At 61.6% G+C, this 17,874-nt stretch carries 14 protein-coding genes; 9 read left to right on the top strand and 5 right to left on the bottom strand.

Going from position 1 to position 17,874, the window contains the following annotated elements; translation table 11 throughout:
• Positions 1-19: 19 nt before the first annotated feature.
• Both J2X43_RS22995 and J2X43_RS22990 read right to left on the bottom strand, forming a co-directional pair.
• Entirely contained in the window at positions 20-634 is a 615-nt protein-coding gene (locus J2X43_RS22995; protein ID WP_112390745.1) for a L,D-transpeptidase, read from the bottom strand.
• 167 nt (positions 635-801) lie between these two features.
• Positions 802-2,466 carry an electron transfer flavoprotein-ubiquinone oxidoreductase gene (locus tag J2X43_RS22990; RefSeq protein ID WP_310297823.1) on the bottom strand — a complete coding sequence of 555 codons (1,665 nt, stop codon included), beginning with the start codon at positions 2,464-2,466 and terminating at the stop codon, positions 802-804.
• A gap of 253 nt (positions 2,467-2,719) precedes the next feature.
• Between J2X43_RS22990 and J2X43_RS22985 the strand changes: the two genes are divergently transcribed.
• From J2X43_RS22985 to J2X43_RS22975, 3 genes are all read left to right on the top strand, one after another.
• Complete coding sequence (locus J2X43_RS22985) at positions 2,720-3,508, top strand: SDR family oxidoreductase (RefSeq protein WP_310297820.1); 789 nt, start codon at positions 2,720-2,722, stop codon at positions 3,506-3,508.
• 189 nt (positions 3,509-3,697) lie between these two features.
• Entirely contained in the window at positions 3,698-5,026 is a 1,329-nt protein-coding gene (locus tag J2X43_RS22980; protein ID WP_310297817.1) for an efflux RND transporter periplasmic adaptor subunit, read from the top strand.
• A complete protein-coding gene (locus J2X43_RS22975) occupies positions 5,023-8,154 on the top strand; it encodes an efflux RND transporter permease subunit (protein WP_112390741.1) in 3,132 nt (1,043 codons plus the stop codon). The genes J2X43_RS22980 and J2X43_RS22975 overlap by 4 nt, the downstream gene beginning before the upstream one ends.
• Before the next feature lie 39 nt (positions 8,155-8,193).
• On the opposite strand, the gene blaOXA is transcribed toward J2X43_RS22975, so the two are convergent.
• The gene (blaOXA, locus tag J2X43_RS22970) at positions 8,194-8,982 is read right to left on the bottom strand and encodes a class D beta-lactamase (RefSeq protein WP_405049640.1); all 789 of its coding nucleotides are present in this window, start codon (positions 8,980-8,982) and stop codon (positions 8,194-8,196) included.
• Positions 8,983-9,105: 123 nt separating this feature from the next.
• Here blaOXA and J2X43_RS22965 point away from each other — a divergent pair, with 123 nt between their 5' ends.
• The 5 genes from J2X43_RS22965 to J2X43_RS22945 all read left to right on the top strand — a co-directional run bounded on the left by J2X43_RS22965 (position 9,106) and on the right by J2X43_RS22945 (position 12,893).
• Entirely contained in the window at positions 9,106-9,996 is an 891-nt protein-coding gene (locus J2X43_RS22965) for a LysR family transcriptional regulator (RefSeq protein WP_112390739.1), read from the top strand.
• 142 nt (positions 9,997-10,138) lie between these two features.
• Entirely contained in the window at positions 10,139-11,434 is a 1,296-nt protein-coding gene (locus J2X43_RS22960; protein ID WP_112390738.1) for an Hsp70 family protein, read from the top strand.
• A 57-nt stretch (positions 11,435-11,491) separates the two neighbouring features.
• Positions 11,492-12,376: a uracil-DNA glycosylase gene (locus J2X43_RS22955; protein ID WP_310297807.1), complete on the top strand. Its 885-nt coding sequence runs from the start codon at positions 11,492-11,494 to the stop codon at positions 12,374-12,376.
• A 134-nt stretch (positions 12,377-12,510) separates the two neighbouring features.
• A complete protein-coding gene (locus J2X43_RS22950) occupies positions 12,511-12,702 on the top strand; it encodes a hypothetical protein (protein ID WP_310297804.1) in 192 nt (63 codons plus the stop codon).
• A 41-nt stretch (positions 12,703-12,743) separates the two neighbouring features.
• Entirely contained in the window at positions 12,744-12,893 is a 150-nt protein-coding gene (locus tag J2X43_RS22945) for a hypothetical protein (RefSeq protein ID WP_310297801.1), read from the top strand.
• Here J2X43_RS22945 and J2X43_RS22940 read toward each other — a convergent pair.
• Complete coding sequence (locus tag J2X43_RS22940) at positions 12,890-13,780, bottom strand: hypothetical protein (RefSeq protein ID WP_310297798.1); 891 nt, start codon at positions 13,778-13,780, stop codon at positions 12,890-12,892. The genes J2X43_RS22945 and J2X43_RS22940 overlap by 4 nt on opposite strands.
• A gap of 217 nt (positions 13,781-13,997) precedes the next feature.
• A complete protein-coding gene (locus J2X43_RS22935) occupies positions 13,998-14,927 on the bottom strand; it encodes a DMT family transporter (protein ID WP_112390734.1) in 930 nt (309 codons plus the stop codon).
• Positions 14,928-15,225: 298 nt separating this feature from the next.
• Here J2X43_RS22935 and pepN point away from each other — a divergent pair, with 298 nt between their 5' ends.
• On the top strand, positions 15,226-17,874 hold the full coding sequence (pepN, locus tag J2X43_RS22930; RefSeq protein WP_310297795.1) for an aminopeptidase N: 2,649 nt from the start codon (positions 15,226-15,228) through the stop codon (positions 17,872-17,874).

The following is a 17,874-nucleotide window of genomic DNA, read 5'->3' as shown; positions in this document are numbered from 1 at the left end:
CATTGCCGGGCTTTTCCGTTCAGGCCTGGATGACGATGACCTTGGCGCCCGGCAGCACACGATCATAGAGATCGATGACGTCGTGGTTCAGCATGCGAATGCAGCCGCTCGACATGGCGAGACCGATCGATTGCGGCTGGTTGGTGCCGTGGATGCGGAAATGGGTGTCGTTGCCACCGCGGTAGAGATACATGGCCCGCGCCCCGAGCGGATTGTTCGGGCCGCCCGGCATGCCGCCGGCGAGCTTGCGGTAGCGCGCCTCACGGCGCTGCATGTTTTCGGTCGGCGTCCAGGTCGGCCATTCGGCCTTGCGCCCGACATAGGCATTGCCGGCCAGCGCCAGCCCTTCCCGGCCGACACCGACGCCATAGCGCATCGCCTGCCCATCACCCAGAATATAATAGAGACGGCGGGCCGGCGTATCGACGACAACAGTTCCCGCAGCCTGATCCGAGACATAAGCGACCTGCTGACGGCGCAGGTCCGGATCGAGCTTTTCGAGCGGCATTGCCGGCAGCGGAAACTTCTCCGCCGGAAGCGCAGCGTAATTGGCGCGATGATCAGGACCGCTGGAAGCGCATCCCGCCAGAAGAGCGGAGAGGCCCATTACGAAGCCACGGCGGGAGATCTGCATTCAGACGGTCCTTAACATCAGGTTGATGCCCTGAAGTTAAGGAAAACATGGTTAATACGCGGTTAAACAGATGCCGCGCGGCGCAACAAGTAAGGCCGAAAAGTGGCGATACCGGCAGTTTTCACGGGCATGTGATCAAGTCCCATGCGCCATCCTGAGGTGCAGCCTCACATATTCGGATAGACCGGCCCCTCGCCGCCCTGCGGCGGAACCCAGTTGATGTTCTGGTTGGGATCCTTGATATCGCAGGTCTTGCAGTGGACGCAGTTCTGGGCGTTGATGACGTAGGTTTCCTGGCCGTCCTTCTCCACCCATTCATAGACGCCGGCCGGACAGTAGCGGGTCGAAGGACCGGCATAGATGTCGTGCTCGGAGGATTTCTGAAGCGCCATGTCCTTGACCTTCAGATGAACCGGCTGATCCTCCTCGTGATTGGTGTTCGACAGGAACACCGAGGAGAGACGGTCGAAGGTCAGAACGCCATCCGGCTTCGGATAATCGATCTTCTTGTGTTGTGCCGCCGGTTCCAAAGACTGCGCATCGGTCTTGCCATGCTTGAGCGTGCCGAAGAACGAGAAGCCGAACAGGGTATTGGTCCACATGTCGAGACCGCCGAGGCCGATGCCGATAAGCGTTCCGAACTTGGACCAGAGCGGCTTGACGTTGCGGACCTTCTTCAGGTCCTTGCCGATATCGGTCTTGCGCCATTCGTTCTCGATCTCGATGATTTCGTCATTGGCGCGGCCCCCCTCGATCGCCGCGGCGATCTTCTCGGCGGCCAGCATGCCAGACAGCACCGCATTGTGGCTGCCCTTGATGCGGGGCACGTTGACGAAACCGGCCGAACAGCCGATCAGCGCGCCGCCCGGGAAGGTCAGCTTCGGCACCGACTGGTAACCGCCCTCGGTGATGGCGCGGGCGCCATAGGAGAGCCGCTTGCCGCCCTCGAACGTGCCTCGGATCGCCGGATGCGTCTTGAAGCGCTGGAATTCCTCGAAGGGGTAAAGATAGGGGTTCTTGTAGTTCAGGTGCACGACGAAGCCGACGGCGACCATATTGTCTTCGAGATGGTAGAGGAACGAACCGCCACCGGCGGCCATACCAAGCGGCCAGCCGAAGGAGTGCTGCACGAGACCCTGCTTGTGGTTCTCCGGCTTGACCTGCCAGAGCTCCTTGATGCCGATACCGAATTTCTGGGGTTCGCGGTCCTTCGAAAGGTCGAATTTGGCGATCAGCTGCTTGGCAAGCGAGCCGCGCACGCCTTCGCCGATCAGAACGTATTTGCCGATGAGTTCCATGCCGCGGGTAAAGTTCGGCCCCGGCTCGCCATTGCGCTCGATGCCCATGTCGCCAGTGGCAACGCCGATGACGGCGCCCTCGCCATTGTAGAGCACTTCGGTGGCGGCAAAGCCCGGATAGATCTCGACGCCGAGCGCTTCCGCGTGGCCCGCCAGCCAGCGACAGACATTGCCGAGTGAGACGATGTAATTGCCGTGATTGTTCATCAGCGGCGGCATGAGGGCGTTCGGCAGGCGGATCGAGCCGGCCGGGCCGAGCACCAGGAAATGATCGGCATTGACCGCGGTCTTGAAGGGATGGTCGCTCTCGCTGCGCCAGTCCGGCAGCAGCCGGTCAATACCGATGGGGTCGACGACGGCGCCGGACAGGATATGCGCGCCGACTTCGGCCCCCTTCTCCAGCACCGCGACCGACAGTTCCGGATTGACCTGCTTCAGCCGGATCGCCGCAGACAGGCCCGCCGGTCCGCCACCGACAATCACCACGTCGAATTCCATGCTTTCGCGTTCCGGAAGCTCTGTCGTCTCGGTCATCTTCGTTCAGTCTCCGCTCGGCCGCCGCCGCGGCTCATTCCCCAATCTGGGCTAATCTCTTGTCAAAACCGGAAAGCATTGTCGAGCCGGGAAACGACAGCCAATCTCCCAATTCGCACAATGATTTCCTTCATGCGCATAAACCTATTTAACGTTTACGTTCACGTCAATTATACGGCGTGATTTTCTCGTTGATCCGCTTTTCTTTCCGCCTGCCCGCGCCTTATACAAAGGCACACCATTGGAGGATATCATGGATCTCGGCATCAAGGGCAAACGCGCACTCGTTCTGGCATCGTCACGCGGATTGGGCCAAGGCATCGCGGTCGCCTTGGCGCGCGAAGGCGCGAATGTCCTGCTTTGCGGACGCAGCGGCGAGCAGCTCGACGCCAATTGCAAGGCGATCAACGCCGAGGGCAACGGCAAGGCCGACTGGATCTGGGCCGATCTCGGCGACGAGAACTTCGTGCAGACGGTGACGTCAGCCGTCAACGACAAGTTCGGCGGCCTCGATATCCTCGTCAACAACACCGGCGGACCGACGCCAGGCACCACCGAAGACATGACGGCCGAAAAGCTGGAGACCTATTTCTTCTCGATGGTGCTGCGGGTCATCACGCTGACCAACGCGCTGCTTCCCGGCATGAAGCAGCAGGGCTGGGGCCGCATCCTGACGGTCGCCTCCTCCGGCGTGATCGAACCGATCGCCAACCTGGCACTGTCGAATACGCTGCGCCCTGCCCTTGCCGGCTGGAGCAAGACGCTGGCTTCCGAAATCGCCAGTCACGGCGTCACCACCAATCTGCTGCTTCCCGGCAGCATCCTGACCGGCCGCCTCGACGAACTGGATGGTGCGGCAGCAAGACGCACCGGCCGCGCGATGGATGAAATCCGTTCGGAAAAGGAAGCGCGCATTCCTGTCGGGCGCTATGGAAAGGTCGATGAGTTCGCGGCCACCGCAGCATTTTTGTGCAGCGAACCAGCAAGTTACATCACAGGCTCGCTGATCCGTTGCGATGGTGGAGCGGCACGGTCGGTATAGTCGACCGATGTAGCGATCCAGTATATATTAGAGCCGGACTAATATTACCGAATGTTCATTACGAAAATTTAAGCTGTTATAAACGCTTAGTGATCGTAAGCGGCGAATAGTGTCTTTTTTGCGCCGCAAAATAGGCGGCTCATTTAGAGCATAAATTTCGCCCCATTCTGTTCAAAACCGGTCTCGCTCATGAAGAAATTCTGGATCACAGTCAGCATCGTCGCAATCGCCGCCGCCGGTATCTGGCAGTTCGGCAATCGCATCCCCTATGCACAGCAGCTTCCCTATCTTTCGAAACTGATCAAGCAACCGGCCGGTCATGGCCCAGGCAAGGGAGATGGCAGCGCCAAAGGCGGCGATCAGCAGGCAGCGGCCGGCGATGCGGCAGCATCCGGCAGTCAGGCCGGCGGCAATGGCGGACATCGCCGCGGCGGTGCAGGCGGTCCGGCTGTGATCAAGACTGTTGCCGCAGCGCAGGCGGCCCTGCCGATCGACGTTGCCGCCTCCGGCTGGGCTGTTGCCGACGACAACACGACGATCGCCGCGCAGGAGCAGGGCCAGATCGTCGGCGTCAGCGTCCAGGACGGCGCTACGGTCAAAGCCGGCGATCTGATCGCCAAGCTCGACGACCGGTCGGCCAAGGCCGCGGTCGACAAGGATCGGGCGATGATCGTCCGCGATCAGGCGACACTCAGCGGCGCAGAGATCGCCTTGACCCGCGCACAGGACCTCGCCGACCAGAAGGCAGGCACCCAGCAAAGCTCCGATCAGGCCAAGGCGACCCGCGATAGCGCCGCCGCAACCGTCGAAGCCGACAAGGCCACCCTCGCCGCCGACCAGATCACGCTCGACCACACCGAGATCCGCGCGCCGTTCGATGGACGCCTGGGGGACGTGACGATCAGCAACGGCGCCTTCGTCAATGCAGGCTCGGCCATCGTCACCATCGCCAAATACGACCCGATCTATGTTCAGTTCAATCTGCAGGAACGCTATCTCAAGGAGCTGAAGACGGCGCTGGCTGCCGGTCCGGTCGATGTCAGCACCGCTCCGGATTCCGCCAAGGGTGAAGTCCGCAAGGGCGCCGTCAGCTTTTACGACAATATCGTCGACAAAGCCTCCGGCACGATCGCCGTCAAGGCGCGTTTTGAAAACGCCTCGGGCGCGCTCTGGCCCGGCCAGTCGATCAACGTCGTCGTGCATTTCGACAACAAGGACCAGCAGATCGTCGTACCGACCGTGGCGGTCAACCCGGGACCGACCGGTTTCTTCGCCTTCGTCGCCAAGGACGGCAAGGTTCAGTTGACACCGGTGACGGTCGCCCGCTCCAATGGTGGCTTTTCGGCCATCTCGTCGGGGCTTTCGGCCGGTGACCACGTGGTCATCGAGGGCCAGGGCAACCTGAACGACAAACAGGCGGTCAACGAGCAGTTCGACGACAAGGCACTCAACGTGGCCTCGGCCGCCGACAGCCTGCAACAGCAAACAGGCAACGCCACCGCGGGGACTGAGGAATGATTCCGAACTTCTGCATCCAGCGTCCCGTCGCCACGACGCTTCTGGCGATCGGCGCTATTCTGGCCGGCCTTGCGGGATACCAGCTCATCCCGGTCGCCGCCCTGCCACAGGTCGACTTCCCGACGATCAATGTTTCTGCCCAGCTGACCGGCGCCTCGCCGCAGACCATGGCGACATCGGTTGCGACACCGCTGATCAAGCAGTTCGAGACCATTCCGGGTATCAGCGAAATCAGCGCATCGAGCTCGCTCGGCAATACCAGCATCGTGCTGCAGTTCGATCTGAACCGTGACATCGATGCGGCTGCAGCCGACGTCCAGGCGGCGATCTCCCACGCCACCCGGCAGCTGCCTGACAACCTGACGACGCCGCCGAGCTATCGCAAGACCAACCCGGCCGACGCGCCCGTCATGCTGATGGCGGTGCAGAGCGATACGATGCCGCGCAGCAAGCTCGACGAGATTGCCGAAGACATCATTTCGCCGTCGCTCTCGACGCTGCCGGGCGTTGCCCAGGTGTCGGTATTCGGCGCACAGACCTATGCCGTTCGCGTCGAGGTCGATCCCAGCAAGCTTCAGGCCCGTGGAATCGGCATCGACACGGTGAACAAGGCCATTGCCGCCGCCAACAATCAGAGCCCGGTCGGCACGCTGCAGAACAGCTCCCAGACGATGACGATCAATGCGAATACGCAGCGCGTCAACGCCGACCAGTTCCGCACGCTGGTCATCGCCTCGCCGAATGGCGCAGCGATTCACCTCAGCGACGTGGCAAATGTCGAGGACAGCGTCGAGAACCAGAATACCGGCAGCTGGTATGACGGCAACCGCGGCATCATCCTGGCCATCCAGCGCCAGCCGGACGCCAATACCGTCGATGTCGTCGATGCGATCAATGCCAAGCTGCCGCAGTTGCATGCGGAAATTCCGCCATCGGTCAAGACCGTGGTGATGAACGACGCAGCAAAGCCGATCCGCGCAGCCATCACCGACGTCAAGTTTACGCTGTTGCTGACGATCGGCCTTGTCGTGCTCGTCATCTATCTGTTCACCGGCCACCTGACGGCGACAATCATTCCGGGCCTTGCCGTTCCGCTGTCGCTGATCTCGACCTTCGGCATGATGTACGTGCTGGGCTACAGTATCGACAACATCTCTCTGCTCGGGCTGACGCTCGCGGTGGGTCTCGTGGTCGATGACGCGATCGTCATGCTCGAAAACATCCTGCGTCATGTCGAGGAGGGAATGCCCGTCCGCGAAGCGGCGATCAAGGGTTCCGGCGAAGTCAGCTACACGATCATCTCGATGTCGGTTTCGCTGATCGCCGTCTTCATTCCGATCCTGTTGATGGGCGGTGTCGTCGGGCGCGTCTTCAACGAGTTCGGCATGGTTGTCGCCATCGCCATCGTCGCCTCGGCGATCGTCTCGCTGACGGTAACGCCGATGCTCGGCTCGCGGCTTTCCGAAGGCCACAGCCGCCCGCCGCTTCTGGTAAGGCTCTTCGATGCGGGCTTCGAACGGACCCTTCACGGTTACGACCGCGCGGTCGCCTGGTGCCTTCGGCATACCATGACCGTCATCGGCGTGTTCTTCGCCTCGGTGGCGCTGACCATCTACCTGTTCATGACACTGCCCTCGAGCTTCTTCCCGCAGGAAGATATCGGCCGCCTGCAGATCTCCACGCAGGCCCGCCAGGACATCTCCTACTCGGCCATGGAAGCCCTGCAGAAGCAGGCAGCCGCGGCTGTCAAGGCAAACAGCGCCGTCAATCACGTGATGTCCACGGTCGGCGGCAATGCGCAGAAGCCTCTGAACAACGGCACGATCTATGTCGAGCTTAAGGACAAGGACCAGCGCGTGCCGCTTGAGCAGACCCTGCGCGAACTGCGCTCGTCGCTCAACAAGATCCCCGGCCTGCAGGCCTTCGTAACCCCGAACCAGAGCCTGCGCTTCGGTGGCAGACAGACGGCCAGCCAGTATCAGCTGATCGTACAGGCACTCAACGCCGACACGACCAATCTCTGGGCCGGCAAGATGGTGACCGCGCTCCGCCAGGATTCGCGGTTCACCGACGTGACAACCGACGCACAGAACAATGCGCTGCAGGCCAACATCGTCATCGACAGCGAGAAGGCCGCAGCCTTCGGCATCGATAACGATCTGCTGCGCACCACGCTGCAGGAAGCCTTCAGCAGCTACACGGCGGCCGAGATACAGTCGACCGGCGATAGCTACGACGTCATCGTCGAATACGATACCGGCAAGCCCTGGGATGATCAGAAGCTGTCGGAGATCAACGTCGCATCGGCCAACGGCACGCTGGTTCCGCTATCGAATTTCGCGCATGTCCAGCGGACCACCGGCCCCGTTACCATCAACCAGACCGGCCAGCTCGTTTCGACGACAGTCTCCTTCAATCTGCCGGCCGGCGAATCCCTCAGCGATGCGACGGCGGCGATCGACCAGATCAAGCATGATATGAACATGCCTGCCGACGTGTTCACCAGCTACGGCGGCACCGCGCAGATCTTCGAACAGTCGCAGGGCAACACGCCTTATCTGATCCTGGCGGCGATCCTGACGATCTATGTGGTGCTTGGCGTTCTCTACGAGAGCTTCATCCATCCGCTGACCATTCTGTCGGGCCTCCCGGCAGCGGCACTCGGCGCGCTTCTGGCCCTGAAAGTCATGGGGCTCGACCTGTCGATCATCGCGCTCATCGGCCTGCTGATGCTGATCGGTATCGTCAAGAAGAACGCGATCATGATGATCGACGTGGCGCTGGAAAATCTCCGATCGACCAAGATGTCACCGGCGGAAGCGATCCACGAGGCTTGCGTGCGGCGTTTCCGGCCGATCATGATGACGACCTTCTGCGCCATGCTCGGTGCCCTGCCGATCGCGCTCGGCTCGGGCGCCAGCTCGGAGCTGCGCCAGCCGCTCGGCATCGCCGTCGTCGGTGGTCTGATCGTCTCGCAGGCGCTGACGCTGTTCATCACCCCGGTCATCTTCGTCCAGATGGGCCGCTTCGAAACCTGGCTCAAGCAGCGCTTCAGCCGCAAGCCGGCACATGAGGCGCCCGCCAACGAGGATGGCGAACCGGAGACCCGGGCGGTTGCCGCCGAATAAGACGACAAGAAAGGGCGCCTCTCCGGGCGCCCTTTTCGCTTAACGGCCTTCGACCAGCTTCGGCAGATCGGCGATCAGCGCATCGCGCGTTTCGAAGCTGATCGGATTGCCACGATAGCGATGGTTGCCGATAGAGAGCCTTGCGAAGACCAGACGCCGGTCGCCCCTCACCGCCCAGCCGACGAACCAGCCGAGCGGCCGCTCCAAATTGGTCTCGCCCTTGCTGCTGCGTAGCCAGCCGGAACCGGTCTTGCCCTGGATCGTCCAGCCATCGGCGGCTTGAAAGCGGGGAACGATCGCTTCCGTTTTCTGGCGCGCCTCCTCCGAGATCGGCAGCTCGCCGCGCCGGAAACGCAGCAGGAAGCGTGCCTGCTCTTCCGCCGAAATCTTCAGCGACGACATCAGCCACGCCTGCGTCAGCCCGCCGGACACATTCTCGTTGCCGTAGCCGAAGCCCGCGACATAGCGGGCAAAGGCGCGGTCTCCGAGCTTCGTCGTCAGCTCCTGCGAGAACCAGACGACGGAATCCCGTAGCCAGATTGCCGGATCGGTGTCCTTTCGCTCGATCTTGCGCTGCCGCTGCAGTTCCGGCCGGTAGCGCCAAAGGGGATTGTGCTCATCGACCAGAATACCAGCATCGTAACCCATCATGGCCAAGGGCAGTTTGAACGTCGATTGCGGATAGAATCCCTGATCGCAATTGCCCTGGCGGAAAATGGTCTCGCCGGTCTTTTCATCGATAATAACGGTGCAGCGGATCGGATCACCAGCCAGGGCCGCATCCACATTGCCGAGAAGCGCCGAAATGCCGAATAAGAAGGCGAAGATAAGAGATTTTGAAACTGCCACTGCCGTGCTCCATGTGGTTCGACACGGCTTTCTAGGCCGGCTTGCGAGGCCCGATCAAACGATGATATCTGCGGTCAGGCATGAATTGAATTAGGCCATCTCATGGTTCGACCCTACCTTCCCCTCAACGCCCTGCGCGCTTTCGAGGCAGCTTCCCGACATCTGAGTTTTACCCGCGCTGCCATCGAACTCTGCGTCACGCAGGCCGCCGTCAGCCATCAGGTGAAGCTTCTGGAGCAGCGCCTCGGTGTCACCCTCTTCCGCCGCCTGCCGCGAGGGTTGATGATCACCGAGGAGGGACTGGCGCTGCTACCGGTGCTGCGCGAATCCTTCGATCGGATGGCCGACATGCTGGAGCGTTTCGAGGGCGGGCAGCTGCGCGAGGTGCTGAAGCTCGGCGCGGTCGGCACGCTGGCGGTCGGCTGGCTGCTGCCGCGGTTGGCCGACTTCCGGGCGAAGTTTCCCTATATCGATCTCCGGCTTTCGACCAACAACAACCGGGTGGATATCGCCGCCGAAGGCCTCGACTACGCGATCCGCTTCGGAAACGGCGCCTGGCACGATATCGAAGCCGAAGCGCTGTTCGAGGCACCGCTCTCCGTGCTCTGCATTCCACCGATCGCCCGCACACTGAAAACCCCTGACGACGTTGCCCGGCAGACGCTGCTGCGCTCCTACCGCACCGACGAATGGCCAAGCTGGTTCGAGGCCGCAGGCGTCGAGCCGCCACCGATCCTCGGACTGGTCTTCGATTCGTCGGTACTGATGGTCGAGGCAGCGATGCAGGGCGCGGGTGTGGCGCTCGCCCCGCCGTTGATGTTCTCGCGGCAACTGGCGGCCGGCGAAATCGAGCAGCCTTTCCCTGTTTATATCTCCAAGGGCAGCTACTGGCTGACCCGCCTGAAATCGCGGCCGGTGACGCCGGCGATGGAGACCTTTCGCAGATGGATGCAACAGATGTCGGAGGAGACGCAGACAGCCGCTTCGGCCTGATTCTGCGGGTTGCTTTCGCCGCCGTCCTATGCGATCACCCGCGCTCTCAAAAATTCGCAGGGCGCGCAGATGCGCCGCCCTTTTCGCATCCGGGCTGGTTCCCGGTCCAAGACATTTTGACGGATATTGAAGGAGCACGGCCATGGCACGGGCGCTCGGGCTTGATTTCGGCACGACCAATACGGTTCTGGCAATGGCGGATGGCGCCAATGCGACGCATTCGATGAGTTTCACCAGCGCGGCAGGCACGGCCGACAGCATGCGAACCGCCCTCTCCTTCATGAAGGACGCGCAGCTCGGCGCTTCGGCGCTCAAGGTCGAAGCGGGCGCGGCAGCGATCCGCCAGTTCATCGACAATCCCGGCGACTGCCGCTTCCTGCAGTCGATCAAGACCTTTGCCGCCAGCGCCCTCTTCCAGGGCACGCTGATCTACGGCAAGCGCCAGAGCTTCGAAGACCTGATGGAAGTCTTCATCCGGCGGCTTCGCGGCTATGCCGGCGACAACTGGCCGTCCGACGTCAGCCGCATCGTCGCCGGCCGCCCGGTGCATTTTGCCGGCGCCTCCGCCGATCCCGCATTGGCGACGGACCGCTACAACGAGGCGCTGTCGCGCTTCGGCTTTCCTGAAATCCACTATGTCTACGAACCGGTCGCAGCCGCCTTCTACTTTGCGCAGAACCTGACGTCCGACGCCACCGTGCTGGTCGCCGACTTCGGCGGCGGTACGACGGACTATTCGCTGATCCGCTTTGAAACCATTGCCGGCAAGCTCACCGCCACGCCGATCGGCCATTCCGGCGTCGGCATCGCCGGCGATCACTTCGACTACCGCATGATCGACAATGTCGTCGCGCCACAGATCGGCAAGGGGAGTCATTTCAAGAGCTTCGACAAGATCCTTGAGGTGCCGTCGAACTACTATTCCAGCTTCGGCCGCTGGAACCAGCTGTCGATCTTCAAGACCTCGCGCGAGTTCGAAGACCTGAGAAAGCTGGTGCGTACCGCGCTCGAGCCCGAGAAGCTGGAAATCTTCGTCGATCTCGTCGATCACGACGAGGGCTACCCGCTCTACCAGGCGGTGTCGGCGACGAAGATGGCACTCTCCGCCGAAGAAGAAGCGGCCTTCGACTTCGCGCCGCTTGGCCGCGGCGGACAGCGCACCGTCAAGCGCAAGGATTTCGAAACCTGGATCGCCGACGATCTCAGCCGCATCGAAGGCGCGCTTGATGACGTGCTGGAGAAGACGCAGACCAAGGCGGAAACTATCGACAAGGTCTTCCTCACCGGCGGCACATCCTTCGTACCAGCCGTGCGGCGGATTTTCACCGAGCGCTTCGACAGGGACAAGATCGAGAGCGGCGGCGAGCTGCTGTCAATCGCTCACGGTCTCGCGCTGATCGGCGAACGTGACGACATTTCGCAATGGACTGTGCAATAGGCCGCCCGGCCGTTGGCAGCACTTTCATTGGTGCTGCCGCTCCGCTAAGGTCGCCAGATGATCTCCGCAAACGACCTCTCCCCGGCCGAGCTCGCAGCGCTTCTGCATTTCCATGCGGATGCGGGCGTCGAGTGGCTGCTGGAAGAGGAGGCCGTCGATCGCTTCGCCGAATTCGAAGCGATGAAGGCGGCGAGACGCGCCACCGCCCCGCAGCAATCCGCTCCGTCAAGCCAGCCGCAGCCTCAGGAACGGGCGGCACCGCAGCGCCAGGCGCCGGCCGCGGCAGCATCTTCAGCGTCGAGGCCTCAGCCTGCCATTCCGGACGGTGAAGCCGTGCAGCAGGCGCGCTTTGCCGCCGAAAGCGCCCGCTCGCTCGCCGAACTGAAAACCGCGCTCGAAGCCTTCAACGGCTGCAATCTGAAACACAGCGCCCGCTCGACCATCTTTGCGACCGGCGATGCGGCGCGCGGCATCATGGTGATCGGATCGGCGCCAAGCGCCGAGGATGATCGCGAAGGACAGCCCTTTGCAGGCCGCCCCGGTGCGCTGCTCGACAAGATGCTCGCAGCGATCGGCCTGGACCGTTCCAGCATCCTGCTGACCCAGGTCATCCCCTGGCGGCCGCCCGGCAACCGTGTGCCGTCGGCGGCGGAGATGGATATCTGCCGACCCTTCATCGAGCGGCAGATCGCTCTGGCGGAGCCGAAAGCCATCCTGCTCTTCGGAAATTTCGCGGCTCGCGTCTTTTTCGGCGAGACGGACACCATTCATGGCCTGCGCGGCCAGTGGAAGGAAATCGGTGCAGGCACCCTGACAGTTCCGGCGCTGGCCACATTGCATCCGCAGGACTTGCTGACCGCACCGGTCAATAAGCGCTTGGCCTGGAACGATCTTTTAGCGTTTCAGCAGAAACTGCGCGACCTCGATCTGATTACAAAATAGCCAATCTTAAAGATTTTATGAATGAACCCATGCGCCAGGCGCATGCCTGCGTCTCATTTAGGTGCATTGCAGAATCAATGCTGCGCTGCAATATATACTCGTGTCTTGGGAGGAATCTGACAGGAACCAAGGCAATGAACAGACGTTTTCGTCCAATACACTGCGGGTTTGAAACCCTGCGCCTCGCCGGCGGCCCGATCCGCACCACGCAAGGCTATAGCCGTCTCGGCTTCGCAACCAACGAACAGATGATCGCCCGCGGCACCGGCATCACCGGCCGCACGACGCGTCCAGCTGCGATCTTCGCCGACTTCCAGGAATACTGAGTTACCGCGCCGCCCAACAGGGCGCGCGGATGGAGTTTAGCATGTCTGCCGTCATCATCTCGCTGCTTCGCAATATCGAAACCATCGAGCACATTCGTGCCGCGGTCTGTGCTGCGAAGGAATATGAGCGCGAGCTTAGCGGCGGCGAGCCCGCGACGCCGGTCAAGGACATTGCCGCGATCGCGCTCTAGGCGCAGACGGCAAACCTGACGGGATCCTGCTCGATCTGCGTCTTCGCAAATTCGAAAGCCTGATCGACATAGGCGAACTTGATCGCCTGCCAGCCGCAATAATTCTGCAGAAACGCCTTGGAAAGCCAAAGCTGTGTCTTCTTCGGCTCGTCGTACCAGCCGAGGCATCCCTGCTGGACGGCCTTGGCAAACAGCCGCTGCAGATGCGTCCGCGACATCATGAAATCGCCTGCCAGATTGCGCGTCTCGATGCGTCCGACGCTGTAGCGCTCGCCGTCGCAACTCTGCAGATCGATCCTCGATATCAGATGATCGACCACCATGCCGCCAGCCTCGGTCCAGAGGAACAACCCCACCTGCTCCGGCGGCTCGCGCCAGCCGTCGTTGTGCAGGCAATTCTCCGCGATCAGCGGATGGGCAAGGCGCATCAGCTCCGGATTGGCTTGGAAACAGGCCGCACGGTTGCCCTCATCGATTAGATCGAGTGCAGTCAGGTTCGACAGAAACCATCCATACATCGCCTGATGACTGACCTCGGCAGGCTCGAAATGGCGCGGCCGCCGGCGTTCCTCGCCCGGCGTATGGGCAATGAAGCGATAGGTCAGCAGTTCATCGATGAAATTCAGCACCGTGTTGCGGCTCGCCACCTTGTAGTCGGTGATACGCGCGGTCAGTGCCACGGCGGTAAAGCCTGTCGATGCATCCTCGGGATCGTGCTGGAGGCTTAGCGCATAGGCGGTCTGGGTCAGCAGCCAGCGCTGGTGCGAAGCGAGAAGCCTGGCAAGACGCGGGGCGGCATCGAACATGCCACGCATATCGCCCGCGAGTAGCCGGATTGAAGCCAGGAAGTTCGGGTGGTGCGCCAGTTCGTCAGCCGAAAATGCCATAAGCGCCCCCGCTCGCAAGCCAGCTTCCGGAGCTACCAGCCTTCGGGACAATTCAGTCCTTTTTGGTGGCCATTCGCATATGCAAGGCTTTGAATAAATGAAACTTCGTCAGCTTCATCAATCATATTCAAGGCGGCTTTGGTATCCTAAAATTTCGCCAGTATATTCCCGCTGGAGAGGTGCAATAGGATCGGAATCAACTCCGTCCAGCAAGCGGTCAGCCGCCTGCGCGCCGGGCATTTCGGCGCTCCAGACCGAGCCGGTGTTCGCGGTGAATGATGTAGACACCGGCCGCGATGACGATAGCGGTGCCGACCATCATGTGGCCGCCCGGCACGTCTCCAAAGACGACATAGCCGATGACGCCACCGAGCAAAATCGACGTATACTCGAACGGCGCGATGGTCGAGACGTCGGCATGCCGGTAGCTCTCCGTCAGCAGGATCTGCGCCACTCCGCCGCAAAAGCCGGCACCGACGAGAAACAGCGTCGTCTCGAGATCCAGCGAGTACCAGCCAAACGGCAGCGTCAGCAAGGAGCAAAGTGAGGCGATCATCGAGAAGTAGAGAACGATCGTCGCCGTGCGCTCCTCCTCCACCAGCTTGCGAACCTGGATCATCGCCATACCGGCGAGTACCGCCGAGAGCAGCACGCAGATGGCGCCGACCGCCTGTTCCGTCTCCATCCCGCCGGCGCGAAACAGCGTCAGCTTTGGCCAGGAAACGATCGCCACCCCGACAATGCCGAAGAACACCGCGCTCCAGCGGTAAAGCCGCACACGTTCCTTCAGGAACACCGCAGCGAAGATGACGGCAATCAGCGGCGTGGCGTAGCCCAGCGCAATCGCTTCAGGCAGCGGCAGGTGCATCAGCCCGTAGAAGCCGAAGCCCATCGAGATGATGCCGATCGTGCCGCGTTTCACATGACCGACGGGATTGGCCGTGTAGAAAGCAGCCTTCAGCTGACCGCGATAGGCGAGATAGGCCATGATCGGAAACAGCGCGAAGAACGAGCGGTAGAAGGTCACCTGCCCCGGCGCGATACCGGTTCCCGCCAGCTTGATGAAGGTCTGCATGCCGAGAAAGACGACAACCGACGAGACCTTCATCAGGATCCCCCTCATCGGGTTTCTCAAAACCGATTCCATGTCTTCCCAAGCTCGCTGGCGGCTGATGTTCCAAGGCAGGAGGATACCGCCGACTCGGCGGCACAGTGGCGTGTGACGGCATGGTAACGAAAGAACGGCGGTGATGGGGAAAATTTCCAGCGAAAAGCGAAATTCGAGGAAGTGTCAGGAAAAGTCCAGCACTGGCGCCGAAAAGAAAGCTCAGTGGCCTTTGCTTTAAGTTTAGTTCAGACTTTAATGTAATCATCGCCCCCAAAATTTACGGCGGGGATTCCGTTCCTGTCACGGTCATATCGTTAAAGGTCTTCAGGGAACACTTATGCGTACAGACACAGGCCAGGTCATTAACCTGGCAGACTACCGGCCCACCGATTTCGTGCTTGAGCGCGTGGACCTGACCTTCGAACTCGACCCGACGGAGACCAAGGTCGAGTCGCGGCTGATCTTCCACCGGCGCGAAGGCGCCGATCCGAAGGCACCGCTGATCCTTGACGGCGACGAACTTTCCCTGTCCGGCCTGCTGTTCGACCAGATTGAGATGCCCGCGGCGCAATATTCTGCGACGCCGGATGGTCTCACGGTTCGCGATCTCCCGGCCACCGAACCTTTCGAACTGACGATCACCACGATCATCAATCCTTCCGAAAATACCCAGCTGATGGGCCTCTACCGCACCGGCGGCATCTACTGCACGCAGTGCGAGGCCGAAGGCTTCCGCCGCATCACCTATTTTCCGGATCGTCCCGACGTTCTGGCGCCCTACACGGTCAACATCATTGCCGAGAAGGCCGCCAACCCGTTGCTGCTGTCAAATGGCAATTTCCTGGGCGGCGCCGGTTATGGCGAAGGCAAGCATTTTGCCGCCTGGTTCGATCCGCATCCGAAGCCGAGCTATCTCTTCGCGCTGGTTGCCGGCGATCTCGGCATCATCGAAGACACGTTTACGACGAAAACCGGCCGCGACGTCGCGCTGAAGATCTATGTCGAGCATGGCAAGGAGCCGCGCGCGGCTTACGCCATGGATGCGCTGAAGCGCTCGATGAAGTGGGACGAAGAGGTCTTCGGCCGCGAATACGATCTCGATATTTTCATGATCGTCGCCGTCTCCGACTTCAACATGGGCGCCATGGAGAACAAGGGCCTCAACGTCTTCAACGACAAATACGTCCTTGCCGACCCCGAGAACGCGACCGATGCCGACTACGCCAATATCGAGGCTATCATCGCGCACGAATATTTCCACAACTGGACCGGCAACCGCATCACCTGCCGCGACTGGTTCCAGCTCTGCCTGAAAGAAGGCCTGACGGTTTATCGCGATCACGAGTTCTCCTCGGATCAGCGCTCCCGCCCGGTCAAGCGCATCGCCGAAGTGCGCCACCTGAAGTCCGAGCAGTTCCCGGAAGACAGCGGCCCCCTGGCGCACCCCGTTCGGCCGACGAAGTACCGCGAAATCAACAACTTCTACACGACGACTGTCTATGAGAAGGGCAGCGAAGTCACGCGCATGATCGCGACGCTGCTCGGCAAGAAGCTCTTCAAGAAGGGCATGGATACCTATTTCAAGCGTCATGACGGCGAAGCGGTAACGATCGAGGATTTCGTCAAGTGCTTCGAGGACGCCAGCGGCCGCGATCTCACGCAGTTCTCGCTCTGGTACCATCAGGCCGGCACGCCGCTCGTCACCGCCTCGGGCACCTATGACGCCAAGGCCAAGACCTTCACGCTGCAGCTCGAACAAGTGGTTCCTGCAACGCCCGGCCAGGCCGACAAGAAGCCGATGCATATCCCGCTCAGCCTGGCGCTGTTTGCCGAAAGCGGCAAGGCGATCAAGCCGAAGTCGGTCGAAGGCGCCGAATATGCCAACGAGGTGCTGCACCTGACCGGCAAGACGCAGACCGCCGTCTTCCATGGCATCGCCTCGCGCCCGGTCGTGTCGATCAACCGCAGCTTCTCAGCGCCGATCAACCTGCATTTCGATCAGGCCCCGGCCGATCTCGCACTGCTCGCCCGCCACGAGACCGATCATTTCGCCCGCTGGCAGGCGCTGACCGATCTGGCCTTGCCAAACCTCCTCAAAGCCGCCCGCGACGCCCGTGACGGCAAGGCGGTGGCCTGCGAACAGACCTTTGTCGACGCCCTGCTCGCAGCCGCCTCCGACGAAACGCTGGAGCCCGCCTTCCGCGCCCAGGCGCTGGCGCTTCCGAGCGAAGCCGATATCGCCCGCGAGCTCGGCGGCAACAACGATCCCGACGCAATCCATGCCGGCCGTCAGGCGGTGATGAAGCAGATCGCCGAACAGGGTGCCGCGATCTTTGCAAACCTCTTCGAGACGATGACGACATCGGGCGCCTTCAGCCCGGATGCCGCGAGTGCCGGACGGCGCGCGCTGCGCAACGCGGCCCTCACCTATCTCTCCTACGCAGAGAACACGCCGGTTCGTGCCAAGGCAGCCTTCGACTCCGCCAACAACATGACCGAGCAGTTGCACGCCCTTACACTCCTGGCGCATCGCTTCCCTGACAGCGCCGAGGCCGTCAGCGCCCTGTCGGCCTTCCGCGACCGCTTTGAAGAGAATGCCCTCGTCGTCGACAAGTGGTTTTCAGTCCAGGCGACGATCCCGGGTGCGGCAACGCTCGACCGCGTCAAGAAGCTTATGGACAGCCCGCTCTTCAAGCGCACCAACCCGAACCGGGTACGGTCGCTGATCGGCACCTTCGCCTTCACCAATCCGACCGGCTTCGGCCGTGCCGATGGCGAGGGCTATCGCTTCCTCGCCGGCGAGATTCTCGATATCGACCAGCGCAATCCGCAGCTGGCTGCCCGCATCCTCACATCGATGCGCTCCTGGCGCTCACTGGAGCCAGCGCGGGCCGATTTCGCCCGTTCGGCTCTGATGGAGATCGAACGCGCGCCTGGTCTTTCGAGCGACGTACGCGATATCGTCGAGCGGACGCTCAAGGGGTGA

It is taken from the genome of Rhizobium sp. BE258, from assembly GCF_031457345.1.
In the GTDB taxonomy this organism is placed as follows: domain Bacteria; phylum Pseudomonadota; class Alphaproteobacteria; order Rhizobiales; family Rhizobiaceae; genus Rhizobium.
This window is presented reverse-complemented; position numbering and strand designations above follow the sequence as displayed.